Below are 26246 nucleotides of genomic sequence, written 5' to 3' on the forward strand. Positions count from 1 at the left end.
ATCTTTATACGTGAAGTTTAATTTAAATAATCAAATTATGAAATCAAGTAATGTAATTTTAGGTTTTTTGGGTGGTATGGCTGTTGGTGCAGTTTTAGGCGTATTATTAGCTCCAGAAAAAGGTTCTGAAACAAGAAAGAAATTAAAAGAGCAAGGTGAAGATTTGGTAAATAATTTAAAATCAAATTTTGATGATTTGGCAAGCAAAGTAGCATCAAAAGCAGATGAATTGTTGAGTAAAGAAAATGTAGCTGAGGAGGTAGAGCATAATTTGGAAAACCTTAAAAATATCAATAAAAATATTTTATAAACTAGCTTATGAGCTCTTTTGAAACCAATAAAGACTTGCTGTTTGCCAAAGTTGAAAACTATGTAAAAACTACTTTAGATTTATATAAATTAAAGTTGGTAGATAAAACTGCCGACACCGTTTCGGCTTTATTATCTGGATTGTCTATAGCGTTTGTTTTGGCTATGTTTACATTATTTATCAACATTGGTATTAGTTTATACATAGGTAAGTTGTTACACGATTATTATATAGGCTTTATAATAGTTTCGGGCTTTTATTTAATTTTGGCATTAGTACTTATATTTTTCAACAAAAGTTTAGTAAAAGTACCTGTAAGCAATTTAATTATTGATAAAATGCTGAAAGATTTAGATATTGACGAAATAGTAACTTCTGTAGAAAAAAAAGAAGATTATGAGAAAAATTGATAAGTCAGAAAAACTAGATAAAGCCATTGCTATACTTGAAGCGAAACAAAAAAAAGATTTTATTGAATTAAAATCGCAGGCGCAACAGTTTACTGATAGTTTAAAACCAAAGAATTTAATTAACCAAAGTATTCAAAGTTTTTTACCAAGTTCTGAAGAAAAAAAAGATATGCTAAAATCATTAGCCATTTTAGCTTTGGGCTACGTGTCCAAAAAAGTGTTTTTAAATAGTTCACATTCTTCTAGTTGGTTAAAAAAAGGAATTGATTACGCGGTTCAGTTTTTCTCAAAAAAGGTTTAATTTTTACAGTAGAATACAAATAAATTTTAAACGAAAAGTATAAGAATTTGGTTTTTTTATAATTATGTATAAAATACTTTAAATTTGTCAAAAAAAGCAAATTTGAACTCAATTTTATTAGTAACACCGCCTTTTACTCAGCTTAACACTCCATACCCAGCAACTGCCTATTTAAAAGGCTTTCTCAATACTAAAAGTATACCAAGTACGCAAATAGATTTGGGTATTGAGGTTATTTTGAAATTATTTTCAAAACAAGGTTTACAGCAAATGTTTGAATTTTCAAGAGCAAACATTAGTAAACGTAAAATTTCTTCCAATGCACAAAGAATATTTGCTTTACAAGAACAGTATATTCAATCAATTGATGCTGTAATCGCTTTTTTGCAAGGTGATAATTCTACACTTTCGCGTCAAATATGTTCGGGCAATTTTTTACCCGAAGCCTCTCGATTTAATCAGCTAGATGATATGGAATGGGCTTTTGGAACAATGGGTATACTCGACAAAGCCAAACATTTAGCAACTTTGTACCTTGAAGATATATCCGACTATATAGTAGAATGTGTAGATGCAAATTTTGGGTTTAGCCGTTATGCTGAGCGTTTGGGAAGAAGTGCAAACTCTTTTGATGAATTGTATCAAACATTGCAATCTCAACCTACCTACATAGACAATATAGCACTTGAACTTATCACAAAAATAGTAGAAAAAGAACAACCAAAACTCGTTTGTTTTTCAGTTCCATTTCCAGGTAATTTATACAGTGCTTTTCGAGTAGCGCATTATTTAAAAAAACACTACCCACAAATAAAAACAGCTATGGGTGGCGGATTTCCCAATACAGAATTACGCAGTTTGAAAGATGAAAGAGTTTTTGAATTTTTTGATTACATCACATTAGACGATGGAGAGCTACCTATAGAATTGCTATATCAAGCAACGCAAAACAAGCAACATAAAGAATACAAAAGAACGTTTGTACTTGAAAACAAACAAGTAATATTTGTAAATAATTCAACAAAACCAGATTATAAGCAAAATGTAGTAGGAACTCCAGATTATTCGGGATTGCCTTTAGATAAATATATATCGGTTATTGAAATTGCAAACCCAATGCATAGTTTATGGAGCGACGGCAGATGGAACAAACTTACTATGGCACACGGTTGTTATTGGGGAAAATGTACCTTTTGTGATGTTTCATTAGATTATATAAAAATTTACGAACCTATTCATGCTAAAATTATAGTTGATAGGGTAGAAGAACTTATAGCGCAAACAGGTGAAACAGGTTTTCATTTTGTAGACGAAGCCGCACCACCTGCACTAATGCGCGAAGTTGCCTTAGAAATTCTTCGAAGAAAATTGGTGATTACATGGTGGACGAATATTCGATTTGAAAAAAGTTTTACAAAAGATCTCTGTAAACTACTTAAAGCCTCGGGTTGTATAGCTGTTTCTGGAGGGCTTGAAGTAGCATCAGATAGATTATTGGCATTAATACAAAAAGGCGTTACAGTAGCTCAGGTTGCTCAAGCTTGCCATCATTTTACAGAATCGGGTATTATGGTGCATGCGTATTTAATGTATGGTTTTCCTACTCAAACAGTACAAGAAACCATAGATAGCCTAGAAATGGTAAGACAAATGTTTGAATTAAATATTTTACAGAGTGGTTTTTGGCATCAATTTGCGATGACAGCACATAGCCCTGTTGGAAAAAATCCAGATAATTTTGGTGTAATTCCGCATCATAATTCTGAAATTAAGTTTGCCCATAATGACATATATTTTAAAGACAAAACAGGTATCAATCACGATAAGTTTGCGTTTGGTTTAAAAAAATCGCTATTCAATTACATGCATGGAATAGGTTTGGATTATGATTTGCAAGAATGGTTTGATTTTAAAATTAAAAAGACAAAAATTTCTTACAATTATATAGAACAGTGTCTGCATAACGAAAAAGCACTATTTGACAAACCTACAGCAAAAATAATAAACTTTTTACCAAAGCCTACTTGTAAAATAAGTAAAGGAAAATGGGAGTTGCTATTTCATGTTAATTATGATACGATTATCATGAAACTTCCAGCGCAAGAAGCGCAATGGCTCATAAATATGCTTGAAATAACGTGTGTTTACAATAACACAAAAACCCTTACATTACAACAACTAAAAGAAGATTTTGAAAAAGCAATGCCAAATTTTGAGCTTTTTTGGCATTCCAAGCCTATGTTAAAACTCAAAAATGATGGATTACTTGTTTTGTAGATGTTATGTAGTACATAAGAATAATCAAACCGAAACTATAGTATAAAACTATATTAAATAAGCAATATTCTTGATAAATATCATAGCGCAATCGATTTCGATTTTTTAACTTTACCAAAATTAAAAACCAAATTCTTATGAGCACAACTTATAAGCTTTCGGTAAATCAAACCTATAGTTTTGACTTATCTGAAAGTGATTTGAAAAACCTTGATGCTTTGCCAACAGACAAATCAAACTATCATGTACTTAAAAACAACAAGTCTTTCAAAGCAGAAATCACCCATATTGATTTTATCAACAAAAAATATACGGTTTCGGTAAATAACAACGTCTACGAAGTGGCTATCTCTGATGCTTTGGATATGCTTATAAAAAATATGGGTATTGAAAAAGGGCGCACTAAAGTAGTAAATGCTATAAAAGCCCCAATGCCAGGTTTAATATTAGAAATAAACGTAGAAGTAGGGCAGGAAGTAAAAGAAAACGATCCATTATTGATTTTGGAAGCCATGAAAATGGAAAACAGTTTTCTTTCACCAAGAGACGGCAAAATTAAATCGATTGCGGTACAAAAAGGAAATGCAGTAGATAAAGGACAATTATTAATAGAATTTGAATAAAAAACAAGTTTTTAGTAATTTGAAAAAGTCTATCTAATACTTGAATTTTGAAATAATATAACGATGAAAAAAATAACCAAAATATTAGTTGCCAATCGTGGAGAAATTGCCATAAGGGTAATGAATACAGCAAAAAAAATGGGCATTAGCACAGTTGCTGTATATTCTACTGCCGATAGAAATGCGTTGCATGTAAAATATGCCGATGAAGCAGTTTGTATTGGAGAAGCAGCCTCTAGTCAATCGTATTTGAGAGGCGATAAAATAATTGAAGTAGCCAAACAATTGGGTGTAGATGCCATACATCCAGGGTATGGTTTTTTGAGTGAAAACTCATCTTTTGCTCAAGAATGCGAAAAAAATGATATTATTTTTATAGGACCAAAATCAAAAGCTATAGAAATAATGGGAAGTAAACTTGCCGCAAAAGAAGCCGTTATGCACTACAATATTCCTATGGTTCCTGGTGTAGATCATGCCATTACGGATATTGAAGAAGCAAAACGAACCGCTAAAGAAGTAGGATTTCCAATACTTATAAAAGCTTCTGCAGGTGGTGGTGGTAAAGGAATGAGAGTCGTAGAAAAAGAAGAAGATTTTGAATCTCAAATGAATAGAGCAATAAGCGAGGCTACATCGGCATTTGGTGATGGCTCTGTTTTTATAGAAAAATATGTAACCAAACCTCGCCACATTGAAATTCAAATTATGGCAGATACACACGGAAATGTGGTATATGTTTTTGAAAGAGAATGTAGTGTACAAAGACGTCATCAAAAAGTAGTTGAAGAAGCTCCATCGTCTATACTTACTCCAGAAAAACGAAAAGAAATGGGCGAAGCCGCTGTAAAAGTGGCTAAATCTTGTGATTATGTTGGTGCAGGTACAGTAGAATTTTTAATGGATGATCAGCATAATTTTTATTTCTTAGAAATGAATACTCGTTTGCAAGTAGAACATCCTGTTACCGAAATGATTTCGGGATTAGACTTGGTTGAACTACAAATTAGAGTAGCACGCGGAGAAGTTTTACCAATAAAACAAGAAGACCTTAAAATAACAGGGCATGCTATGGAACTACGTGTGTATGCAGAAGATTCACTAAACGATTTTTTACCCAATGTAGGTTTTCTTAGCAAATATCAATTGCCAGTAGGCGAGGGTATTCGAGTAGATAACGGTATAGCAGAAGGTATGGACGTTCCTATCTACTACGATCCTATGTTGTCTAAGTTGGTTACCTACGGAAAAACTAGAGAAGAATCAATTGAAAAAATGATTGAAGCAATAGATCATTACCATGTAGAAGGTGTAGCTACTACATTGCCTTTTGGAAAATTTGTAATGCAACACGAAGCCTTTCGTTCGGGTGATTTTGACACTTCTTTTGTGAAAAAATATTACGATGCCGATAAACTCAAATCGCATTTAGAAACCGAGGCAGAAATTGCAGCTCTTTTGGCTCTGCAACACTATATAGAAGACAAAAAAGTTCTAAGATTACCCAACTAATTGGCACATTGATAGATTGTCTAATTGACTCATTAACAAAATGGAAGATAAAATTAAAATATTAAACGATAAAATTGCTCAGGCAAAATTGGGTGGAGGTGCAGCGAGAATTGCTAAACACCACGAAAAAAAACGATTAACAGCTAGAGAGCGAGTTGAATATCTATTAGATGAAGGTTCTTTTGAAGAAATAGGTATGTTAGTCACACACCGAACCACCGAGTTTGGTATGGATAAAGAGGTTTACTATGGCGATGGGGTAGTAACTGGCTATGGTACAATAAATGGAAGATTGGTGTATGTATTTGCACAAGATTTTACTGTTTTTGGAGGATCGCTTTCTGAAACTCACGCAGAAAAAATATGCAAAGTTATGGATATGGCCATGAAAAGTGGCGCTCCAATGATTGGACTTAACGATTCTGGAGGTGCACGTATTCAAGAAGGTGTACGCTCGCTAGGAGGTTACGCCGATATTTTTCATCGCAATGTACAATCTAGTGGTGTAATTCCTCAAATATCAGCTATTATGGGGCCTTGTGCTGGTGGTGCTGTATATTCGCCTGCGATTACCGATTTTACTTTAATGGTAGAAAACAATAGTTATATGTTTGTAACTGGGCCAAATGTTGTAAAAACAGTTACAAATGAAGAAGTTACCTCAGAAGAATTGGGAGGTGCAAGCACTCATTCTACCAAATCTGGTGTAGCACATATCACTTCGCCAAACGGAATAGAGTGTTTAGAAGATATTAAAAGATTATTGAGTTATATGCCTCAAAATCATAAAGAAAAAACACCAAAACTCCCGTATACTTTAGGTGAAGAAATTCGTGAGCAATTGGATACTATTGTGCCAGATAATGCCAATAAGCCTTATGATATGCACGATGTAATTTATGGCATTATAGATGAAGATTCGTTTTTTGAAATTCATAAAGATTATGCCGAAAATATTATTGTAGGTTTTGCTCGGTTGGGAGGTAGAAGCATAGGTATTGTAGCCAATAATCCTATGTATTTGGCAGGTTGTCTCGATGTGAAAAGCTCGATAAAAGCAGCACGTTTTACTCGTTTTTGCGACTGTTTTAATATCCCATTGCTCGTGCTCGAAGATGTACCAGGGTTTTTACCAGGTACCGATCAAGAGTGGAATGGTATTATTGTGCACGGAGCGAAATTGTTGTATGCACTTAGTGAAGCTACTGTTCCAAAAGTTACCGTGATTACTCGTAAAGCTTATGGTGGAGCTTATGATGTTATGAATTCAAAACACATAGGAGCCGATATGAATTTTGCTTGGCCTACTGCCGAAATTGCAGTTATGGGAGCTAAAGGAGCTTCAGAAATTATTTTCAAAAAAGAAATTAGCGAAGCGGCAGATCCTGCTGCAAAACTTTTAGAGAAAGAAGCCGAATATGCAGAATTGTTTGCTAACCCGTATACTGCTGCGCAACGAGGTTTTATTGATGAGGTAATTATTCCAAGAGATACAAGAAGAAAGTTATTGAAAGCTTTTAGTATGCTTGAAAATAAAGAAGTTCCTATACCAAACAGAAAACACGGAAATATTCCGTTGTAAAATCTTGTTTTAATTTAAGTATTAAAAAACGGCTGTTTCACTTTAAGTAGAAACAGCCGTTTTTTATTTCAAAAATAGTTTATGGATTAGACTTACGCTCTTTAATAAATGTATTCAGCTTTTTACCATAAATAGATTTTGAAATTTCTGCCGACATTGATTTTTGAATTGTATCTAGGTATTTTATATTAATATCTGATATTTCAGCCAAAGCAATATAAGGCGCTACAGCATATTTACCATTGTTTACAGCAAAATTGGTAGTATACAAATACTTTTTCTTCAAAATTTCATCTCTTTCACGATCTATTGAATCTAAAGAGCTTATTGATTTGTTTGTTTTTGATGATTCAAAACGTTTTTTTATCAAATCTAAATCGGCATCGATGTATCTTGAAACTACTTTTCTATATTCTTCATACAATTCTTGGTTTTTAGAACCAGAAATTTTTGCATCGGCGGTAAAAAAATCAAGATTGGTATCTATTGTCATTTTGCCAGGTTCTGCAAAAAACAATAGGTTATTGTCTACAGAATTGGTTACGCCTCTGTCTATAAATAAATAAAGCATTTCGGGTTCATCTAGCTTAATAGTACTTGTAAAATGTGAATCGCCATTTATTTTTACGGTATCTATAGCAATAAGTTGTGTGTCTTTTACCCGTTGAACATAGATTGTTCCTTTTTTAAATCCTTCAATATTTCCAGAAATTTCTAGGGTGTTTTTTGGAAGTTCTTTATTACATGAAGTAAGACTTAAAAATAAAAAGCCTATGGCAAGTATTGATTTACGCATTGTTTGTTTAATTTTTGAGCAAAATAAATAAAAAATCCTCAATTACGAGTTATAATTGAGGATTTGTGTACAAAAAGGTTACTTTATTTTTTTAACCAAGCATTTTTTAACATTTCTTTGCTCGTGTCTAAAAATTTATAACCTTTGGATTCTGTATAATCCAATTTGGCTTTTCCTTTCAATTCAAGTTCTTTACCATTTCTTTTTATGATTACGTTTACAGCATCACCTTCTTTAATTTTTTCTACATCGGTCATTAAATCAGAAATAGTTTCAAAAGTATATTTTTTACCATTTATGCTTACTAAAATATCACCTTGCTTAATGGTTAATGCGTTTAAAAAGTTCGTCAATTCGGTATCTCGTATTAAAATTTCTTTAGTATTTGGTTCGGCAGTAATACAAGAAGTACTGTTTTTAATAAACGGGTTGGTCGCTTTTTTTGTAGTACCATTTACCACACCCACTTTAGCAAAGTAATGTTCGTAATTAATAGGAGTAGTTCCTTCAACATGATTTTTTAAGAAATCACCTACTTCAGGATACGTAAATTCGGTAATTTTTGCAAAAAGTTCATCGTCATTAAAAGGTTTGGTTGGGCCGTATTCATGAGTAAGTTTCTGCATCAAATCAAGAATGCCTCTTTCGCCATTACTTTTTTCTCTAATAATAATATCTATACACATACCTATAAGTGCACCTTTTTCGTATACATTTAAGTATTGGTCTTTATAAGGTTCTACAAGTACATTGGCACTCATGGTAGTGAAAGACATGGTGTCGTTCATCATTTTGGCATGTTTTATTTTTTCTACCATTCTATTGTAAAATTCATCTTCATTTATCAATCCTTGATTTACTTGAAATAAATTGGCAAAATATTCGGTAACACCTTCATACATCCATAAATGCTTAGACATTTTTGGATTGTTAAAGTCAAAATAATGTATTTCGTTTGAGTGTACACCTAATGGCGTAACGATATGAAAAAATTCATGTGATACTACATCTTTTATTTGCTCTCCCAAAGCAGCACTAGGCATTACTTCTGGAAAACAAACCGTTGTAGAACTGTTGTGTTCTAATGCACCAAAACCACGAGCATCGGGTTTTGTAAGGCTTGATAAATAAAGCAATACGGTATATTTTTTATTGTTATTAATAGCGCCTAGAAATTTCTTTTGCGCCCGCATTGTTTTTTCTAAATCTGCAGATAACGATTTAGCACTGTGTTTTCGAGTAGGTGAGTACACGCTAAATAAAATTTCCATACCATCTACTGTAAAGGTAACCGAATCTGGTTTGCCATACATGATTGGGTTGTCTACAAGTTCATTATATCGTTGGGTATAAAACACATCTACGGTATTACTAGAATTTGTATCTGTAAGAGAGGTTGCTCCCCATAAATCTGCGGGGTGTGCTATTGTTACATTGTAAGGCAAATCGGTTTTATTTTCAAAATATCCTACAAAACAATGGTTGTTTAGTACAAAATTTTTACCCGCTTCAATATTTGAACCAGCAGGCGAGAAAATTCCTTTACCAAAAGTCATGCTTTTTTCGGTATCGTAGGTGTCGTTTACTTCGTAGGTTATTTTAGACAAACTTTCACTTGATGTAATTACCCAAGAATTATCGTCTTTTTTGCTAACCTCGATTTCTTTACCTTTTTTATTAAAAGCTTTTAGATTGTCTACCAATGTTCCGTAATTGTCTGTACTATAAGTACCAGGAACTGTTTTTGGTAAATGGAAAATAACTTCGTGTTCTGTAAATTGCGGAGGTGTTACTGTAACAGTAACTTTATCGTTGGTAACATTTACCAAATCGATGTTTACTTTTACTTCTTTGCTTGGTGCTTCATTTACAGCAGGCGAAACAGATTTACAGCTGTATATAGTAATAAGAGCTGCTAAGGAGAGCATTATTTTTTTCATGTTCATTAAGATTTCTTATTGATTCAATAAGGTTTTATAGTTTTTTTTAATGTATTCTAAATCATACAGGGTCTGTACAATTATATTTCCGTGATTGTCAATAATTCCGTAAGTGCCTGTAATTGATTTTACTAGAGCTATGTTTTTATCGAGCTCGTTAAAAGGTAATATTTTGCTATATAAAGGCGATACGACTTCTTTTCCGTTACTATCAATAAAACCATAAAGCCCATTGATAGATTTTACAAGTGCCCAATTGGGTTGAAATACCCCAAAAGGCTCAATCTTTTTATAAATAGGAGTTACTATTTCTTTTCCGTTAGTATCAATAAAACCATAAAGTCCATTGATAGATTTTACCAATGCCCAATCAGCTTTATAAACGCCTGTAGCATATACTTTTTTATATGTATTTTGAGAAAATCCATTTACAAAAAGTAAGCATATAAAGAGTGTTAGCAGATTTTTTATCATAAAAATTATTGTGCTTTTTACTTTTATAAGTAATTGATTGTTATCAATTGTTACAGTTATCAACAAAAAAAGTTACTCTATAGAGCAACTTTAATCAAATTTGTTTTTTATATAATACTTTGAGTCCAATTCATCATCGACTTCAAAATCATTGGTTCGTATTGGTTTGGGTTTGGGTTTGCCTGCGGTGACTTTCTTTTTCCAAAGTTCAAAATTATCTTTTGATAGTTTTTTTCGCATCAATTCGGTCACTTCATTTTCTGTAATTCCAAACTCTTGTTTAATTACTTCAAAAGGTTTTTTTTCCTCTTGAGCCATAATAACAACGCGTTCTATTTGCTCGTTGTTTAATTCTACCTTTTTACCCTTTCTCATTAGTTAAAAGCATTAATACCTATTTACGTGTTTATATCAAAATATGTTCCAATATTAGTAAAAAAAATAATTGAATGTAATTTTTACAAAAATATTTTATAGAAATAATAGCATAGATTTACACTTCGGGATTTCTATAGGGTTGAAAAGGTATTTTTAATAGATTATTCAAAGTATTGTGTTCTTTTTCGGTTGTATGCGTATCTATGCCAAATACAATATCTTCTCTATGCATATAGCTGTAGGTGCCCAATAATCTATCCCAAACAGAGAAAATATTTCCATAATTACTATCTGTATAGGGTAATTTGTAATGATGATGTATTTTGTGCATATCTGGAGAAATAAATATGTACGATAAAATGTGGTCTACTTTTTTTGGCAAACAAATATTAGCATGTGTAAGCTGAGTAAATACAACCGAAAGCGTTTGATACATAAAAACCAACCACATTGGTGCTCCAGTAATGATAACTCCAAAGGTGGTGAATAAAAATCGAATAACACTTTCTCCCGGATGATGCCTGTTTCCAGAGGTTGAATCTACCCATGTATCGGTATGGTGTATTAAATGAAATCGCCATAAAAATTTTGTTTTATGCTCTACATAATGAGCTAAGTAAGCGCCAAAAAAGTCCATTGATAATAATCCTATTAGAGTGTATAAAAATACATTTTTAATAGAAAACCAATGTAAAATACCTATATGGTATTGGTTTACCAAATCGGATGTTTTTAAAAGTATTATGGCTAGCGTAAAGTTTACAATTATTGTTGTAACAGTAAAAAAAATATTAATAAATGCGTGTTGCCATTTATTGTATACAAATTTTTTAAAAGGTATTGCATTTTCAATAATCCAAAAAATGGCTATTCCCCCTGCAAGAATTAGTGCTCTGTGCCACGAAGGAATGGTTTCAAAATATAAAATTAGTTTATCCATATTTAAAATGAGTTTACAATAAATTTCTAAAAGTAAGATTTATTCTCGGCCCTACAGGTTTTGATGTTTTTGGTATTTGATGTTTCCAAAAGTGTTGTGTTTCTCCTTTCATCACCAATAAACTTCCATGTTCTAAATTTATTTTATGTTTTAAATTTTCTAGTGTGTTATGTTTAAATTGAATAGGTCTAGTAGCACCAAAACTTACAGAAGCTATTATTGGGTTTCTACCAAGAGATGCTTCATTATCTGCATGCCAACCCATACTATCTGCTCCATTTCGATAATAATTTAATAAAACGGCGTTAAATGTATTGTGCAATTCATCTTCTATGGCTTCTTTTATAAAAGTTAGTAAAGAATTCCATGGATGTGGTTTCATAACAACATTCGAGTATTGATAAAGATTGTTGTTGTTGCCGTAAAGAGCTGTTAGTCTTGGTTGTAAATGATTTTTTCCAAACACGGTAATCGTATCTTGTTGCCAAGGAATGGTGTTTTGCAACAGCGAAAATAATTCGTTTGCTTTTTGTAAATCAAAAAAGTTAGGAAAATATTCCAAAGATGCCTTTGGTAGTTCTATTGTTATTTTTTCGGAAGGGAAAAGCATAGTCAAATATATAAAAAAAGCAACACTAATGTTGCTTTTTTATATCTAGAATAATACGTTTTTATTCTTTAGCCAATAGAGTTTTATAAATTATTCCTCCTGAAATTCCTCCCAAAATTGGAGCTAACCAAAATAACCAAAGTTGTTGTAATGCTAATCCTCCTACAAATAATGCTTGTGAAGTAGAACGCGCAGGATTTACCGATGTATTGGTAATAGGAATACTAATTAAATGTATTAATGTAAGAGCCAAGCCTATTGCCAAGCCCGCAAATTTGCCATTGGCTCTTTTGTCTGTAGCACCTAGAATAACTAATAAGAAAAACAAGGTCAATACAAATTCTGTAAGGAAAGCCGAAAGCATACTAAAACTACGATTATGATACACAGGTTGATCGTAGAAGTTGGTAGCAAAAGCCCCTGCACCACTAGCAGAAAAAGAGTTTGCTCCGTTGAGTATTAAATACAATATTGCAGCAGCAGCAGTAGCTCCTAGGCATTGCGCTACAATATATTTTACTATATTATGAGCTTCAAATTTACCACTTGCCCATAAGCCTAAAGTAACTGCGGGGTTAAAATGCCCTCCAGAAATAGGCCCTACAGCATACGCCATAGTTACTACAGTAAGTCCAAAGGCTAGTGAAACGCCCAATAATCCAATGCCAATATCGGGTATACCAGCAGCAAAAACAGCACTACCACATCCGCCAAATACAAGCCAAAATGTTCCAAAAAATTCAGCAAATAATTTTTTCATAAGATATAAGTTTTAAGTTGTTAAAACGAATGTACTGAATTAATTGCTTGAAAATGAGTTTGTAGAAAAAGTATGACAAATACTATTTTTTCTTAAAATTGGTATTCATAATAACAATAGCAGCTATAATCAACACGATACCTAGCCATTGGATAAACACTACTTTTTCACCTAGAATGATATAGGCCATTAATACAGAAACGGGTAATTCTAAAGAAGAAATAATGCTTCCAAGCCCAATGCCTGTTTTTGGAAACCCAGCATTAAGCAAGATTGGAGGAATAATGGTACCAAATAGTGCTAAGAAAATTCCCCATTTGTAAAATATTTCAAAATTGAAAGGTGTATTTTGTGTAAAAAGGGCAAAAGCAAATACAATAACTGCACCTCCTAAAAGCATATATAAACTTCTTTGTGCAGATGAAACTCCTAATGCAATTTTATTGGCAGTAAACATAGTTGTTGTAAAAGAGGCAGCAGCGAGTAATCCCCAAAAAATTCCTCTCCAATCTATTTGTAAAGAAGATGCCGACGTCATATTTGTAGCCAAAATAGTTCCCAATAGCACAACAATTACAGCCGTAATTTTTTTGGAACTTGGCACAACTTTATCAAGTATCCATTCTAGAAGTACTCCCATCCAAACGGTTTGCATTAATAGTACAATAGCGATAGAAACATTAATATATTTTACACACAAATAGTAAAATACACTTGTCATACCCAACGATGTGCCAGCAAGCATAAGCTGTACTATATTTTTCTTACTAGCATTTATAACAGGTTGTTTGGATTTTAGTTTTTGAAATCCGTTAATAATAAGCATACCAAGTATACCATATATAAATTGAGAAGAAGTTACTTCTGCTGTAGTGTAATTTTCGTTGTAGGCAAGTTTTACAAATGTTGCGAGCATTCCGTAGCTGGTTGCGCCCAAACCTACCAAAAAAAGTCCTTTTAATACTTCGTTTTTAGACATGTTAATTTTTTAAGCGGGCGCAAATATACAAAAAAGGTACTTTAGTTAGGTTTATATATTATTCTCTGAAAATTGAACCAAAAAGTGTTTTAGTTAAATATTGTTCCAATAAAAAAATAAGTTTGGCGTTACTTAAAGAGTTTAACTAGTAATAGCATAAAGGTTATTTAATAATTAATAATGTATTCCAATGAAATTTAATATATTAAGTCTTGTTTTTATTTTTTATTCTTGTCAAAATACTGTGAGTATAGCGCAGTCTAAAAATTATAATTCTTATCATCAAGAAGCTTTTGATTATTGTAAACAAAATAATTTTGATATAGGGTATTATATTCTAATAGATTTAAGCATTCATTCTGGAAAAAATAGATTTTTTGTATACGATTTTAATGATAAAAAGGTGTTGTTGCAAAATTTAGTAACACATGGTAGTTGCGATCAGTATCAAGAAAATCCTTCAAAATGGCAAAAAGCAAAGTTTGACAACAGAATAGATAGTCATTGCTCTATGAAAGGAAAATTCAAGATAGGTAAAAGAGATTATAGTGCTTGGGGCATACACGTAAAGTATTGGCTTCACGGATTGGAAACAACCAACAAGGAGGCAGTACAACGTGTGGTGGTATTACATTCGTGGAGTGAAGTAGATAATCAAGAGATTTATCCAAATGTGAGTCCGCTTAGTTGGGGTTGCCCTGCAGTTTCCAACGAGTTTATGAAACGTATTGATGCAAAATTAAAACAATCAAAAAAACCTGTTTTGTTGTGGATTATTGGATAAATTCTGCCAATAACTTCATTTTATAGAATAAGTTGGAAAATTGGAGTTTAATATTCGTCTTTTCAATAGAATGTAATGTTCCATGATAGTCTTTTTGTTGGCGTAAATCTTCAATTTTTTCATCTATATTTTTAAAAAGCCAACTACAATCTTTACCAAGATATTTACTGTTTCGAGGATCTTTAATATGATTTTTTGATATTTCTCCAGATTTTATTGAACTAAACTGAAAACGATCTTTTCGAGCTTGTTTTATCGTATCGTTTTTTAATAAATCAATCAATTTATCATACAGAATAGTATTGTTTTTAAAAGCAGTTTCAAATGCCTTTATATTGAGTTTTAGTTCCCGAATAAGTAAGTCTTTTGTAGCTCTATTATTTTTTATTAACCCACCTAAACTACTCACAAGTTCAGGTATATTTTTAATTACAGAAATCCAGTCTAAAGCCATATTATTTTTTATTTGTTTCTTCAATTAAATCTTTTAAATGCACGCGTAACGCATTGACAGATATACTTATTTCCCAAAAAGAAATTCCTAAAGAAATGAGTAACGAGAGTAAACTTAATCCAAAAATATAAATGGCTAAATAGCTTATGTTTAAATAAATAACGAGCATTGTAAACACAGATAAAAATAAAGAGAGTACACCAAATAATTGCATATACCGAATTAGGGAAAGGCGCAAATTAAGATTTTTAATTTCTAATAAAATGCTTTTGGTTTGATTGTCTTCGTAATTTTTTTTCAATCCTCTTACGATTTGAGCAATAGTAAGAAAACGGTTTGTATATGCTAATAAAATTAATGATGTAGCCGAGAATAAAAGTGCTGGAGTTTCTATGCGTAAATTCATTTACTTTTCTTTAAAGGGAAATTCATTTAAAAAAGCATTATATATGCTGTTGTGTAAAATAGTAGCGTGGTTTTCGTTCTCAAAATATTTGAATGTAGTAGTAAGTTGTTTCTTTCCGGAATTGAGCAATAATTCATAAAGTTTTTTGGCTTCTTCTTCCATTGTACTTCCTTCTTTTCCTACAGCAATGTATACAGTTATCGGTATGTCTAGTTGGCTGCTAAATAACTCTTTAGCATTATTAAGCATAGACTCATTATCCCACCATAAACTCGGACTTACAATAATATAATTACTAAATAAGTACGATTTTTTTAAAAGAATTTCGGTACCAAGTAGCCCTCCAAGCGATTGACCAATTAAATATTTTTTATCAGAAACTTTGTAATTGGATTCAATGTAAGGCTGAAGTTCTTGCTCAATGAAATTGATAAAATCGTTCGATTTTCCGGTAGTAGGAAACTTAGTTTTTAAGTCTTTTAAATCGGTATGATGTGTAAAATCACGTTTTCTATCAACATTGGCAATGCCTACAACAATACATTTTGGCATTTTGAACTGTAAGTTAAAAAATTGCACTAAACCAGCTATGTGCAAAAAATCTTCGTTTGTAGAGCCGTCCAATAAATAAATTACAGGATAATCTATACTTTCTTGGTTGTAAGTATCTGGTAAATATATATTTAAAAGTCTTTTTTCGGAAAGAATTTTTGATTCTAATGTTACAGTTTCTCCAATAGAAAGAGGTGATTTTTTTTGTGAAAAAGAAGTAAACATAAAGAACAGTAGTAGTAGGGTAGTGGCTTTTTTCATTGTTAAAGTAGGTTTTTTGAGGTGGTTTTTTGTTTTAATTGATTTTATTGCATTGGATTTGTTTTCAATTTAAGTTATATGAAGTTGCTCTTTTCGTATGGCATAAACTAATTCATCTTGATATGTATCAAATTTATAAATAATTTTTGTAAAACGTGCTTCTAATGAAAATCCTGCTTTTTCTAATACTTTTTGAGAACCAATGTTGTTTTCAAAAACTTTGGCAAAAATTCTAACAATATCAAAATGTTGAAAACCAATTTTAACTATTTCTTGCACTACATCAGTCATAATGCCTTTACCCCAAAATGGTTCGCCTATCCAATAGCCTATTTCCATGTTTTTACAAAGAATGTCTGCTTGTGGATGAAAATCGATACCTCCTACAGCTTCTCCATTAATTTCGATAGCATATTTTAGTGGTTGAGTGTCGCTTAGGGCAATTTCAATAAAATTTTTAGCATCGCTTTCTGTATATGGTATAGGGAATCTGTTGGTAAAATAGGTTGTTAAGTTGCGATTGTTGGCATATTTTACCAAAGAATCAGCATCTGAAATTTGCCAAGTACGCAATATAAATTCCATAAAAAGACTTATTGTTTTGTAATATGCTATATATTTTTTGTGGAGATTTTACATCTATATATTGTATAACATAAATATATGAAATAGGCTGTACTAAAAGTTTAATTTATATCATTCCGAGCTTGTTTCGAAATCTAAATAGTTTGTAAATCAATATACTATAGAAGCAGAAATAAATTTTTCTTAACAAAATAATACTTTTAAAACAGCCTTTTTTATGATTAATTTTTTAGTTTCATCCACAAATAGCTATAATATAGAGCATTGAATTTGGCACGTTGTTCATTGGTAGACGATCCTCCATGACCGCCTTCGGTATTTTCATAATAGAAAATAGGATAGCCCATATCAATCATCTTAGCCGCCATTTTTCGCGCATGACCTGGATGCACACGATCATCTCGAGTAGAAGTCATAAAGAATACTTCAGGGTATTTTGTGTTATCTTTAAGATTGTGATAAGGTGAATATTTTTTTATGTATTCCCATTCTTCGGGAATATCGGGATTACCATATTCACCTATCCAACTTGCACCTGCCAATAACTTGGAGTAACGTTGCATATCTAAAAGTGGTACTTGACAAACTACTGCATTGTATAAATCTGGACGTTGTGTAAAAGCTACTCCTACAAGCAATCCGCCATTGCTCCCCCCCATGATGCCTAAATTTTTAGGACTAGTAATTTTTTTAGCAATCAGATCTTCAGCTATAGCCGTAAAATCATTATATATATTTTGACGTTTTTCTTTTAATCCTGCTTGATGCCATCTTGGCCCAAATTCGCTTCCACCACGAATATTTGCTAATACATACACACCTCCATTTTCCAACCAAGATATACCCATTCCTGCAGAATAGAAAGGTAACTCAGGGTTTTCAAATCCACCGTAACCATATAATAAAGTTGGATTGGTACCATTTAAAGTCATGTTTTTTGAGCTTACTACAAAATAGGGAATCATTTCACCATCTTTAGAAGCTACTTTAAATTGTTCTACTTTATATTTATCTGAAGGGAAAAAAGACGGTAGAGCCTTTATTTTTTGAATGCTATTGTTTGTTGCATTGCTAAGGTAGAGCGTTGTGGGTTCTAAAAAATTTTGAAAATTAAAATAAAAATCTTCACAAGTATCATCTGTTGCAACAATACTTATAGTTCCAAAATCTGGAGCATTAAGTTTTGTATTTATCCATTTATGATTTTGATAGACACCTTTATATAATTCTCCTTTTACATTATTTAAAATGTTGAATATAAGCATAGATTTTGTAGTAGAAATACCTGAAACACTAGAGCTAGCAGTAGGTGTATAAATATTTTTTATACTAAACTTATTTTCAATTAGTTCATTAAAGCCTACACTTACAATAGAACCTTGTTTAAATGTTTTATTATTTATTGTCCAATCAGATTTAAGTAAAATAATTAGCTGATTTTTTAATATACCAGATATATCAGCATCATTAGGTATTTTTAATTCTAATAGTTTATTGTTCCAGTATAAAAAAGTTTTTTTTGTAAAGAAAGTATCAGAATTTGAAATTATAAAATAGCTTTTATTTTCTTCATGTATTACATATCCAGAGTTATACACATCTGTATCTTTTCCTGTGAAAATGGTTTTGGCTTCAGTAATAGCAGTTCCTCTTTTCCACAATTTTACTATTTTTGGGTAACCAGAAGTTGTAAGACTTCCTTCTCCAAAATTAGTTCCAATTATGACCGTATTCTCATCTAAATATGCAATGCTTGTTTTAGATTCTGGAACATAAAAACCGTTATCTATAAATTCTTTTTTTGTAGCATCAAATTCTTTAACCACTACAGCATCTCCACCGCCATTTGAGAGATTTACTAAAAACCTAGAATAGTTTGGATATAAACCACTTACTCCTTTAAAAACCCATTTTATGTTATCTTTTTCTGATAATTTGTCTATGTCTAAAATTATCTCCCATTGGGTTTTATTGGCTATGTAATCTGCTTTTTTCATTCTGCGCCAAATACCTCTTACGTGATCTTTGTCTTGCCAAAAATTGTACACATATTCCCCATATATAGTAGGATAAACAATGCGTTCTTTTGAGTTTACTACTGTAAGTATGTTATTGTAGAGCGCTTGATAGTTTGTTTGTTTAGTAAGAATTTCTTCTGTTTTTTTGTTTAAACTTTCTACAAATTCTAGTGATTTTTTACTATCTACTTCTTCTAGCCATTGGTATTTATCTTCTTGCGCCACAATTATACAAGACTTAATAAACACAGCTATAATTATGAGTTTTTTTTTCATTTTATATAGATTTAATATTAATTTTTATTAAACCTAAATTAAATTTAAACTCTTGAAATTTGGGTTTAATTTTTTTTAAATATACAAATAAATCTACAATGATTTGAAAAATCATTGTAGATTTGAATTTTACAGAATAATTAGAGTTATTTAATCAACTCAAAACTTCGTTTTACAAAAGCAGTAAGTTCTTCTCCTTTAAGTAAACCTTGTGAAATTTTAGCTAAATCTAGCGCTTGTTTTACCAAGCTTTCTTTGGCATTTTCATCAGCATTTAATATTGTGCTAGCAAGTTCTGAATTTGTATTGACAACCAAGTTGTACATATCTGGAAAATTACCCATTCCAAACATACCGCCACCGCCTGTTTGACTCATTTCTTTCATTCGACGCATAAATTCGGGTTGCGTAATAATAAATGGGGCAGCATGGCTATCCATAGCTTCTACTTGTACAGTATAGTTTTCTTTGGGAACAAAAGTTTCTATAGTTGTTTTTAAGTTCTCTTTTTCTTCGTCTGAAAGTTTAGAGATTTGTTCTTCATCTTTTTGAATTAATTTTTCAATATGATCAGAATCTACACGAGTGAAGGTTAGATTTTCATTGTCTTGTTCGAGTTTTTGAATCAAATGCGAAACAATAGGAGAGTCTAATAGCAATACTTGATATCCTTTACTTTTGGCTGCTTCAATATAGGCGTGTTGTGATTCTTTATTAGAAGCATATAGAGCAACTAGTTTTCCATTTTTATCTGTTTGAGTATCTTTTATGGCTTCTTTTAGTTCGGCCAATGTATAATACTTATCATCTGTTGTTGGGTACAATACAAAATCGCCTGCTTTTTCATAAAACTTTGGTTCAGAAAGCATTCCGTACTCTAAAACTATTTTAATATCGTTCCATTTTTTTTCAAAATCTTCTCTATTTTCATTAAATAATGATTTTAATTTATCGGAAACTTTACGGGTTATGTAATTGGAAATTTTCTTTACATTTCCATCAGCTTGAAGGTACGAGCGCGATACATTTAAAGGAATATCTGGCGAATCGATAACCCCGCGAAGCATCACCAAAAATTCAGGGACAATACCTTCTACATTATCGGTAACAAAAACTTGATTTTGATACAATTGTATTTTGTCTTTTTGAACTTGAAGGTTAGCATCTAATTTTGGAAAATATAAAATACCAGTCAAATTAAACGGATAGTCTACATTGAGATGAATATGGAATAAAGGCTCGTCAAACTGCATTGGATACAACTCGCGATAAAAGTTTTTATAGTCTTCATCGGTTAAGTCTGTAGGTTGTTTTGTCCAAGCAGGGTTTGGGTTATTAATAATATTATCAACTTCTTGATATTCTGTTTTATAATCTTCTGGAGCATCTTCTGGCTTTGGTAATGCTTCTTGTTTGGTTCCAAATTTAATTGGAACAGGCATAAATTTGTTATACTTTGTCAGTAATTCGCGTATGCGGTATTCTTCTAAAAACTCGGTAGAATCTTCGGCAATATGCAAAATTATTTCTGTTCCTCTCTCTTTTTTATCACTTTCTACCAAAGTAAATTCTGGGCTTCCATCACAAGTCCAATGTGCAGCAGGCTCATTTTTAAAAGATTTTGTGATAATTTCAACTTTTTCTGCCACCATAAAAGCAGAATAAAAACCTAAACCAAAATGACCTATAATACCTGCATCTTTGGCAGAATCTTTATATTTTTCTAAAAATTCTTCTGCTCCAGAAAAGGCTACTTGGTTGATGTATTTTTCAACTTCATCAGCAGTCATACCAATTCCTTGGTCTATAATATGGAGTTTTTTTGCCTCTTTATCTATTTTAACTTCAATAATAGGGTTACCATATTCAACTTTTGCTTCGCCAATATTGGTAAGATGTTTTAGTTTTAAAGTGGCATCTGTTGCATTGGAAACCAATTCACGAAGAAAAATTTCGTGGTCACTGTATAGAAATTTTTTAATTAACGGAAAGATATTTTCTACCGAAACATTAATTTTTCCTGTTGACATATTTTTTACTTTTAAGGTTATACTTTTGAAATAATGTTTTTCAAATAAAATACCAAAAGTTAAAAACTGACAAATTGACGTAGTATAAATTGTATAAAACCGATACAAATCAATTTGAATGGAATACAGTATCTTTGCAGAAAATACTTATAAATATGAAAAAAATTTTACTCGTACTGTTTACAGTTTTATTGTTGGTAAGCTGTAAATCTAAATCAGTTACAGAAACGAAGTTAGACAGAACATCACAAGTTGCCATAAAAGGCGATTGGACAATTAGTTCGGTTACTTTTCCAGGTTCAGATTATATGAAAGTTACTTCGTTTGACTTGGCCGATTCTAAATGTTTTGTAGGTAGTGTTTGGCATTTTATTTCAAATAATAATAAAGGAAATATGGCTTTAAATTCGTCAAGTTGTACAGCCTATAGTTCAGATATTACATGGTATGTAAACAACGAAGGTAATTTTGTATTGAAATACTTAAACGGAACAAAATCAAAAAAAATGCTTGATGGCTATATACTTCGTGTAGCAAACCAAACAGAAACAAGTTTCCAATTGGTAGATAAGGTAAATATTGGAGGTAAAATGGTTGATGTAACCTATCAATTTCAAAAGAATTAAATAATAACGACACTTTAATTATTTTAATTTCTATTTCTTAATTCTAAAAAAAATAAACATGAAAAAAATAGCATTATATACAGTAGCAGGAAGTTTTTTGTTGTCTACTACATTTACAAGTTGTACAGCGGTAAAAAATACCAATAACACACAAAGAGGAGCTGGTATAGGCGCTGTAGCAGGCGCTGTGCTTGGAGGTGTTTTGGGTAACAATATAGGTAAAGGTGGTAATGGTGCTCTTGGAGCAGTGCTTGGAGGTGTAATTGGAGGTGTTGCTGGTGGCGTAATTGGAAATAAAATGGACAAGCAAGCCCGAGAAATACAAAATGCTTTACCAGGAGCTCAAGTAGAGCGAATAGGAGAGGGTATAAAATTAACTCTTGGAGAAAACTCTGTAAATTTTGATTTTAACAAATCGACACTTACAGCTACAGCCAAAGCAAATTTAGATAAATTGGTGCCTGTTTTTAAAGAATATGCAGATACAGATATCAAAATTTTTGGATATACAGATGCCAAAGGAGCAGATGATTACAATTTAAAATTGTCTGAACAAAGAGCCGATGCTGTAAAATCGTATTTATCTTCTAGAGGTTTAAACGTGTCTCGTTTTCAAGTAGTAGGTATGGGCGAAGCAGATCCTATTGCAGATAACGAAACAGATGCTGGTAGAGCACAAAACCGCAGAGTAGAATTTTCTATTGTAGCTAATGATAAAATGATTCAAGACGCTAAAAAAGAAGCAGGACAATAATATTTTTATCAAAAAAATTTAAAATGAAAAGTCTTAAAGTTATATTTGCTTTAAGACTTTTTGTTTTAACAATACATAAAATTTTAAAGTGTTTTATACTAAATAAAAATATTATGCTAAAGGTAACCGATATTTCATTCTCTTATCAAGAGCGACCCATTATAAATACTATTTCTTTTACCGTAGATAAAGGTAAAACAGTAGCTATAATTGGAGAAAGCGGTTGCGGAAAAAGTACTCTTTTAAAATTAATTTACGGTTTGTATGACTTAAATCACGGGCAAATATTTTGGAATGACAATGAGGTATTAGGGCCAAAATATCATTTGATACCAGGTATGGAATACATGAAATATTTAGCCCAAGATTTCGATTTGATGCCCTATATTACCGTAGCCGAAAATGTAGGCAAATATTTATCAAACTTTTTTCCAGAAGAAAAGCAAAAACGTATTACAGAATTGCTCGAAGTAGTAGAAATGTCTGATTTTGCACAAATAAAAGCTCAATATTTAAGTGGCGGACAAATGCAAAGAGTGGCTTTGGCCAAAGTGCTAGCCAAAGAACCAGAAGTTTTACTACTAGATGAACCCTTTAGTCATATAGATAATTTTAGAAAAAATAGCCTGCGTAGAAATATTTTTAGTTATTTAAAAGAAAAACAAATTACAACTATTATCGCTACTCATGATAGTACAGATATGTTATCTTTTACAGATGAAGTAATTGTTTTAAAGCAAGGTGAAATCATTGTAAAAGATACTCCAAAAAAGGTATACCAAAATCCTATCAATTATTACACAGCTTCGTTGTTTGGAGATGTAAATACAATATATGTTCGAGAAAAACCAACCTATTTGTATCCAAATCAATTTCAAATAATAGATCAATCACCTATTGAAGCAGTAGTGAAAAATTGTTATTATAGAGGGAAAGATTATCTATTAGAACTTCTTTCTGACGATGTTGTTTTATTTGTAGAATCTCAAAAAGAATACGCATTAAATTCAAAAGTTTGCATTGCTCTAAAAAAATAAGAAACTGCCAAAAGCAGTTTCTTATTATCTAAAACTTATTCATTTTTTAAATATTTCTCTAGAAATTGGTCTTGTTCCCAAAGCAAATGTAAAATATTTTCTTTAGCAACATATCCATGCGCTTCTTTAGGTAAAAGTACTAAGCGTACAGGTGCGCCTAGCCCTTTAAGTGCTTGAAAATAGCGTTCAGATTGTAGTGTAAATGTTCCCGGATTGTTATCTGCATCACCATGAACTAACAATAATGGAGTTTTCATTTTATCGGCATTCATAAAAGGAGACATTTCATTGTAAATAGTTGGAATATCCCAATAATTGCGTTGTTCACTCTGAAATCCAAAAGGTGTAAGTGTACGATTGTAAGCACCACTGCGAGCAATTCCGCAAGCAAATAGGTTGCTGTGTGTGAGTAAATTGGCGGTCATAAATGCACCATAAGAATGTCCGCCTATAGCCACTTTCTTTCTATTAATATAACCCAAATTGTCTACAGCATCTATAGCAGCTTCGGCATTTGAAACCAATTGCGGAATAAAAGTATCATTAGGTTCGGTAGTGCCTTCGCCAATAATAGGGAATGATGCGTCATCTAATACCGCATAACCTTTGGTTACCCAATACACAAATGAACCATAATTTGGAAAAGTAAATTCATTTGGGTTTTTATCATTTTGCCCAGCCGTATTTTTGTCTTTATATTCGGCAGGATATGCCCATATTAATAAAGGTAGTTTTTCTTTTTTCTTAAAATCATAACCCGCAGGAAGGTATAATGTTCCCGATAGTTCTACACCATCTTTTCTTTTGTATTTAATAACTTCTTTGTACACATTCTTAATACTTTCAAATGGGTTTTTAAACGATGTAATGGCTTTTACTTTATTATTTTTGTAGTTTCTAATGTAATAATTAGGGTATTCGTTTTTAGACTGAAGCATAACTAAGGCTTCACCTTTTTGAATATTTTCTAATGAGAGGATATCTTCTTTTTGGTTTTTTAATTTTGATAGATACAATCGTTTTTTCTGAAAATTGTTTAAATTTAAAGCATCTATAAATGGGAATTGGCCTTCTTTGGTATGACCGTCACCAATAAGATATAGGTTGTTGTTTTCAATTACCAAAGTTTGTCTTCCATATTTGTTTTTTTTGGTTTCAAAATTACCTGGGTCGCTATAAATATCTTGAGAATTTCTATCAGAAATAATTTTAGGACTCTCATTAAACGTAGACGGATTTATAAAGTATACTTTTTCGTTGCGGGTATCATACCAAGAATCGTAAACCAAAGCCATATTTTCATCGCCCCATATAATACCGTCATAGCGCTGTATGGTTTTTGCGATAGATTTAGGTTGCGTTGTAAAAGGAGCATTCCATAAAAATAATTCATCTCTAAAATCTACTTTTTTACTTTGGTCTCCTTCGTCTAGTGCTTCTACATAAAACAAAGTTGCAGGCATATCGTTTCTCCAACTCATACTGCGTTTACCTTTTCTTACAGAAGAGAAACCTTTTGGCATTATTTCGGTAAGTGGAACATTATTTACCGTTTGTATAAGTGTACCTTTCCAATCGTAAACCGATGTAATTTGAGGAAATCGATTTAAAGGAACTATATATGAAAAAGGTTTTTGTAAGGTAGTTATCATTACATAATTTGTATCGGGCGATATGCTTTCGCCAGCATACATGGCTGCTTCTTTAAAAAAAGTTTGAGTTCCATCTGTACTAACAATATAAAGCTCAGAAGTTACAATGTTTTCAAAATTTGCTTCATCAATAGGGTTTTTTAATAAATCTTGATATGTTCTGTTTTGAGATTTAGAACCATCGCTTATAGATACTGTTGGTCCTTTTGGTAAATCTTTGGTTGTATTAATAAGTGCAGGTTTATTTTTTGGCAATACTTTTATCAGTAAACTTGTATTGTCTTTCCAGCTAAAAGGATTTCCTAAATTAGCATTCAAATTATCAGAAGTTATTGCTTTTGCATTCCCTGTTTCTACATCGAGCACCCACAAAGAAACACCTTTGTTTGTAGTATGAGTAAAAGCAATTTTACTTTCGTTTGGCGACCAAAATATGTTTGTAATTTTTGGGTTCTCTGGTAAACCAGTTACATCATACTCTCTATTGGTTGTAAGATTTTTTAGTTTAAGATTGTTAATGTAAGTTACAGTACTCGAAATATTTGTTACAGGATTAATACGCAAACCTCCCAATCGAAGCTCTTCTTGGTTTAAATCGTCTAATGTTTTGTATGTATTTCTAAAACTTAGTAGCATAAACTTTTTTTGAGAATCTAAGCTTACACTTGGAGCACGTTGGTAATCTGCAAGAGCTAAAATTTCGGGCGATGGTTTTTGAAAAGTAATGTTTTCTTGCGCTTCTACTACAAATTGAGATAAAAGCAATGAAAAAAAGTAGATAAGTTTCTTCATAAAATTAGTATTTGTTTATTAGTAGTCTATCTAAATTATTTGTTACAAATAGAGATTGTTAATTTATGCTTAAATATTTTTTTATAATTATTTTAAAATCAGTACTTTTATATACTAAATTATTTTA

Annotated in this window: 26 protein-coding genes; 11 read left to right on the top strand and 15 right to left on the bottom strand. The window is 31.7% G+C overall.

Going from position 1 to position 26246, the window contains the following annotated elements; all coding sequences use genetic code 11:
• Positions 1 to 37 precede the first annotated feature (37 nt).
• The 7 genes from Q361_RS09215 to Q361_RS09245 all read left to right on the top strand — a co-directional run bounded on the left by Q361_RS09215 (position 38) and on the right by Q361_RS09245 (position 7015).
• Positions 38 to 310 (top strand): YtxH domain-containing protein, encoded by a 273-nt coding sequence (locus Q361_RS09215; RefSeq protein ID WP_103726440.1) that lies wholly within the window; start codon positions 38 to 40, stop codon positions 308 to 310.
• Positions 311 to 318: 8 nt separating this feature from the next.
• Positions 319 to 720 carry a hypothetical protein gene (locus tag Q361_RS09220; protein ID WP_103726441.1) on the top strand — a complete coding sequence of 134 codons (402 nt, stop codon included), beginning with the start codon at positions 319 to 321 and terminating at the stop codon, positions 718 to 720.
• A complete protein-coding gene (locus tag Q361_RS09225; protein WP_103726442.1) occupies positions 707 to 1021 on the top strand; it encodes a hypothetical protein in 315 nt (104 codons plus the stop codon). Before Q361_RS09220 ends, Q361_RS09225 begins: the two co-directional genes overlap by 14 nt.
• Positions 1022 to 1123: 102 nt before the next feature.
• Positions 1124 to 3298 carry a B12-binding domain-containing radical SAM protein gene (locus Q361_RS09230; protein WP_103726516.1) on the top strand — a complete coding sequence of 725 codons (2175 nt, stop codon included), beginning with the start codon at positions 1124 to 1126 and terminating at the stop codon, positions 3296 to 3298.
• A gap of 137 nt (positions 3299 to 3435) precedes the next feature.
• Positions 3436 to 3921 carry an acetyl-CoA carboxylase biotin carboxyl carrier protein subunit gene (locus Q361_RS09235; RefSeq protein WP_103726443.1) on the top strand — a complete coding sequence of 162 codons (486 nt, stop codon included), beginning with the start codon at positions 3436 to 3438 and terminating at the stop codon, positions 3919 to 3921.
• Between the two features lie 72 nt (positions 3922 to 3993).
• A complete protein-coding gene (locus tag Q361_RS09240) occupies positions 3994 to 5433 on the top strand; it encodes an acetyl-CoA carboxylase biotin carboxylase subunit (RefSeq protein WP_103726517.1) in 1440 nt (479 codons plus the stop codon).
• Between the two features lie 40 nt (positions 5434 to 5473).
• Positions 5474 to 7015 (top strand): acyl-CoA carboxylase subunit beta, encoded by a 1542-nt coding sequence (locus Q361_RS09245; protein ID WP_103726444.1) that lies wholly within the window; start codon positions 5474 to 5476, stop codon positions 7013 to 7015.
• A gap of 79 nt (positions 7016 to 7094) precedes the next feature.
• Here Q361_RS09245 and Q361_RS09250 read toward each other — a convergent pair whose 3' ends face one another.
• From Q361_RS09250 to Q361_RS09285, 8 genes are all read right to left on the bottom strand, one after another.
• The gene (locus Q361_RS09250) at positions 7095 to 7811 is read right to left on the bottom strand and encodes a DUF4369 domain-containing protein (protein WP_103726445.1); all 717 of its coding nucleotides are present in this window, start codon (positions 7809 to 7811) and stop codon (positions 7095 to 7097) included.
• An 83-nt stretch (positions 7812 to 7894) separates the two neighbouring features.
• Positions 7895 to 9751: a M61 family metallopeptidase gene (locus Q361_RS09255; protein WP_103726446.1), complete on the bottom strand. Its 1857-nt coding sequence runs from the start codon at positions 9749 to 9751 to the stop codon at positions 7895 to 7897.
• Between the two features lie 15 nt (positions 9752 to 9766).
• Positions 9767 to 10225, bottom strand: coding sequence for a WG repeat-containing protein (locus Q361_RS09260; protein WP_146047002.1), 459 nt, complete (start codon positions 10223 to 10225; stop codon positions 9767 to 9769).
• A gap of 90 nt (positions 10226 to 10315) precedes the next feature.
• Positions 10316 to 10600 (bottom strand): TIGR03643 family protein, encoded by a 285-nt coding sequence (locus tag Q361_RS09265; RefSeq protein WP_103726448.1) that lies wholly within the window; start codon positions 10598 to 10600, stop codon positions 10316 to 10318.
• A 118-nt stretch (positions 10601 to 10718) separates the two neighbouring features.
• On the bottom strand, positions 10719 to 11543 hold the full coding sequence (locus Q361_RS09270) for a sterol desaturase family protein (protein WP_103726449.1): 825 nt from the start codon (positions 11541 to 11543) through the stop codon (positions 10719 to 10721).
• Between the two features lie 13 nt (positions 11544 to 11556).
• Positions 11557 to 12153 (bottom strand): alpha-ketoglutarate-dependent dioxygenase AlkB family protein, encoded by a 597-nt coding sequence (locus Q361_RS09275; protein ID WP_103726450.1) that lies wholly within the window; start codon positions 12151 to 12153, stop codon positions 11557 to 11559.
• 61 nt (positions 12154 to 12214) lie between these two features.
• A complete protein-coding gene (gene aqpZ, locus Q361_RS09280; RefSeq protein WP_103726451.1) occupies positions 12215 to 12913 on the bottom strand; it encodes an aquaporin Z in 699 nt (232 codons plus the stop codon).
• An 82-nt stretch (positions 12914 to 12995) separates the two neighbouring features.
• Entirely contained in the window at positions 12996 to 13892 is an 897-nt protein-coding gene (locus tag Q361_RS09285) for an EamA family transporter (protein ID WP_103726452.1), read from the bottom strand.
• Between the two features lie 190 nt (positions 13893 to 14082).
• Between Q361_RS09285 and Q361_RS09290 the strand changes: the two genes are divergently transcribed.
• The gene (locus Q361_RS09290) at positions 14083 to 14676 is read left to right on the top strand and encodes a murein L,D-transpeptidase catalytic domain-containing protein (RefSeq protein WP_103726453.1); all 594 of its coding nucleotides are present in this window, start codon (positions 14083 to 14085) and stop codon (positions 14674 to 14676) included.
• Here Q361_RS09290 and Q361_RS09295 read toward each other — a convergent pair.
• The 6 genes from Q361_RS09295 to htpG all read right to left on the bottom strand — a co-directional run bounded on the left by Q361_RS09295 (position 14666) and on the right by htpG (position 21258).
• Entirely contained in the window at positions 14666 to 15130 is a 465-nt protein-coding gene (locus Q361_RS09295) for a hypothetical protein (RefSeq protein ID WP_146047001.1), read from the bottom strand. The two genes, Q361_RS09290 and Q361_RS09295, sit on opposite strands and share 11 nt — an antisense overlap.
• 1 nt (position 15131) lies before the next feature.
• On the bottom strand, positions 15132 to 15536 hold the full coding sequence (locus Q361_RS09300) for a DUF2721 domain-containing protein (RefSeq protein WP_103726455.1): 405 nt from the start codon (positions 15534 to 15536) through the stop codon (positions 15132 to 15134).
• On the bottom strand, positions 15537 to 16349 hold the full coding sequence (locus tag Q361_RS09305; RefSeq protein ID WP_103726456.1) for an alpha/beta hydrolase: 813 nt from the start codon (positions 16347 to 16349) through the stop codon (positions 15537 to 15539).
• Between the two features lie 69 nt (positions 16350 to 16418).
• Positions 16419 to 16934: a GNAT family N-acetyltransferase gene (locus tag Q361_RS09310; protein ID WP_103726457.1), complete on the bottom strand. Its 516-nt coding sequence runs from the start codon at positions 16932 to 16934 to the stop codon at positions 16419 to 16421.
• Between the two features lie 221 nt (positions 16935 to 17155).
• A complete protein-coding gene (locus Q361_RS09315; protein WP_103726458.1) occupies positions 17156 to 19228 on the bottom strand; it encodes a prolyl oligopeptidase family serine peptidase in 2073 nt (690 codons plus the stop codon).
• 146 nt (positions 19229 to 19374) lie between these two features.
• Positions 19375 to 21258, bottom strand: a complete 1884-nt coding sequence (gene htpG, locus Q361_RS09320; RefSeq protein WP_103726459.1) for a molecular chaperone HtpG — start codon at positions 21256 to 21258, stop codon at positions 19375 to 19377.
• A gap of 155 nt (positions 21259 to 21413) precedes the next feature.
• Here htpG and Q361_RS09325 point away from each other — a divergent pair, with 155 nt between their 5' ends.
• The 3 genes from Q361_RS09325 to Q361_RS09335 all read left to right on the top strand — a co-directional run bounded on the left by Q361_RS09325 (position 21414) and on the right by Q361_RS09335 (position 23675).
• Positions 21414 to 21884 (top strand): lipocalin family protein, encoded by a 471-nt coding sequence (locus Q361_RS09325; protein WP_103726460.1) that lies wholly within the window; start codon positions 21414 to 21416, stop codon positions 21882 to 21884.
• Between the two features lie 58 nt (positions 21885 to 21942).
• Entirely contained in the window at positions 21943 to 22638 is a 696-nt protein-coding gene (locus Q361_RS09330) for an OmpA family protein (protein WP_103726461.1), read from the top strand.
• A 113-nt stretch (positions 22639 to 22751) separates the two neighbouring features.
• On the top strand, positions 22752 to 23675 hold the full coding sequence (locus Q361_RS09335; RefSeq protein WP_103726518.1) for an ABC transporter ATP-binding protein: 924 nt from the start codon (positions 22752 to 22754) through the stop codon (positions 23673 to 23675).
• Between the two features lie 35 nt (positions 23676 to 23710).
• Here the strand turns inward: Q361_RS09335 and Q361_RS09340 are convergent, their stop codons facing one another.
• Entirely contained in the window at positions 23711 to 26119 is a 2409-nt protein-coding gene (locus tag Q361_RS09340) for a prolyl oligopeptidase family serine peptidase (RefSeq protein WP_103726462.1), read from the bottom strand.
• Positions 26120 to 26246 lie beyond the last annotated feature (127 nt).

The sequence above is a fragment of the Flavobacterium croceum DSM 17960 genome, assembly GCF_002917885.1.
GTDB classification, from domain to species: Bacteria; Bacteroidota; Bacteroidia; order Flavobacteriales; family Flavobacteriaceae; genus Flavobacterium; species Flavobacterium croceum.

Bases quoted from the DNA above. Each gene is read 5' to 3' on its own strand.
- Q361_RS09215 (WP_103726440.1), top strand. From the start codon at position 38: ATGAAATCAAGTAATGTAATTTTAGGTTTTTTGGGTGGTATGGCTGTT.
- Q361_RS09220 (WP_103726441.1), top strand. From the start codon at position 319: ATGAGCTCTTTTGAAACCAATAAAGACTTGCTGTTTGCCAAAGTTGAA.
- Q361_RS09225 (WP_103726442.1), top strand. From the start codon at position 707: ATGAGAAAAATTGATAAGTCAGAAAAACTAGATAAAGCCATTGCTATA.
- Q361_RS09235 (WP_103726443.1), top strand. From the start codon at position 3,436: ATGAGCACAACTTATAAGCTTTCGGTAAATCAAACCTATAGTTTTGAC.
- Q361_RS09245 (WP_103726444.1), top strand. From the start codon at position 5,474: ATGGAAGATAAAATTAAAATATTAAACGATAAAATTGCTCAGGCAAAA.
- Q361_RS09250 (WP_103726445.1), bottom strand. From the start codon at position 7,811: ATGCGTAAATCAATACTTGCCATAGGCTTTTTATTTTTAAGTCTTACT.
- Q361_RS09255 (WP_103726446.1), bottom strand. From the start codon at position 9,751: ATGAAAAAAATAATGCTCTCCTTAGCAGCTCTTATTACTATATACAGC.
- Q361_RS09260 (WP_146047002.1), bottom strand. From the start codon at position 10,225: ATGATAAAAAATCTGCTAACACTCTTTATATGCTTACTTTTTGTAAAT.
- Q361_RS09265 (WP_103726448.1), bottom strand. From the start codon at position 10,600: ATGAGAAAGGGTAAAAAGGTAGAATTAAACAACGAGCAAATAGAACGC.
- Q361_RS09270 (WP_103726449.1), bottom strand. From the start codon at position 11,543: ATGGATAAACTAATTTTATATTTTGAAACCATTCCTTCGTGGCACAGA.
- Q361_RS09275 (WP_103726450.1), bottom strand. From the start codon at position 12,153: ATGCTTTTCCCTTCCGAAAAAATAACAATAGAACTACCAAAGGCATCT.
- aqpZ (WP_103726451.1), bottom strand. From the start codon at position 12,913: ATGAAAAAATTATTTGCTGAATTTTTTGGAACATTTTGGCTTGTATTT.
- Q361_RS09285 (WP_103726452.1), bottom strand. From the start codon at position 13,892: ATGTCTAAAAACGAAGTATTAAAAGGACTTTTTTTGGTAGGTTTGGGC.
- Q361_RS09290 (WP_103726453.1), top strand. From the start codon at position 14,083: ATGAAATTTAATATATTAAGTCTTGTTTTTATTTTTTATTCTTGTCAA.
- Q361_RS09295 (WP_146047001.1), bottom strand. From the start codon at position 15,130: ATGGCTTTAGACTGGATTTCTGTAATTAAAAATATACCTGAACTTGTG.
- Q361_RS09300 (WP_103726455.1), bottom strand. From the start codon at position 15,536: ATGAATTTACGCATAGAAACTCCAGCACTTTTATTCTCGGCTACATCA.
- Q361_RS09305 (WP_103726456.1), bottom strand. From the start codon at position 16,349: ATGAAAAAAGCCACTACCCTACTACTACTGTTCTTTATGTTTACTTCT.
- Q361_RS09310 (WP_103726457.1), bottom strand. From the start codon at position 16,934: ATGGAATTTATATTGCGTACTTGGCAAATTTCAGATGCTGATTCTTTG.
- Q361_RS09315 (WP_103726458.1), bottom strand. From the start codon at position 19,228: ATGAAAAAAAAACTCATAATTATAGCTGTGTTTATTAAGTCTTGTATA.
- htpG (WP_103726459.1), bottom strand. From the start codon at position 21,258: ATGTCAACAGGAAAAATTAATGTTTCGGTAGAAAATATCTTTCCGTTA.
- Q361_RS09325 (WP_103726460.1), top strand. From the start codon at position 21,414: ATGAAAAAAATTTTACTCGTACTGTTTACAGTTTTATTGTTGGTAAGC.
- Q361_RS09330 (WP_103726461.1), top strand. From the start codon at position 21,943: ATGAAAAAAATAGCATTATATACAGTAGCAGGAAGTTTTTTGTTGTCT.
- Q361_RS09335 (WP_103726518.1), top strand. From the start codon at position 22,752: ATGCTAAAGGTAACCGATATTTCATTCTCTTATCAAGAGCGACCCATT.
- Q361_RS09340 (WP_103726462.1), bottom strand. From the start codon at position 26,119: ATGAAGAAACTTATCTACTTTTTTTCATTGCTTTTATCTCAATTTGTA.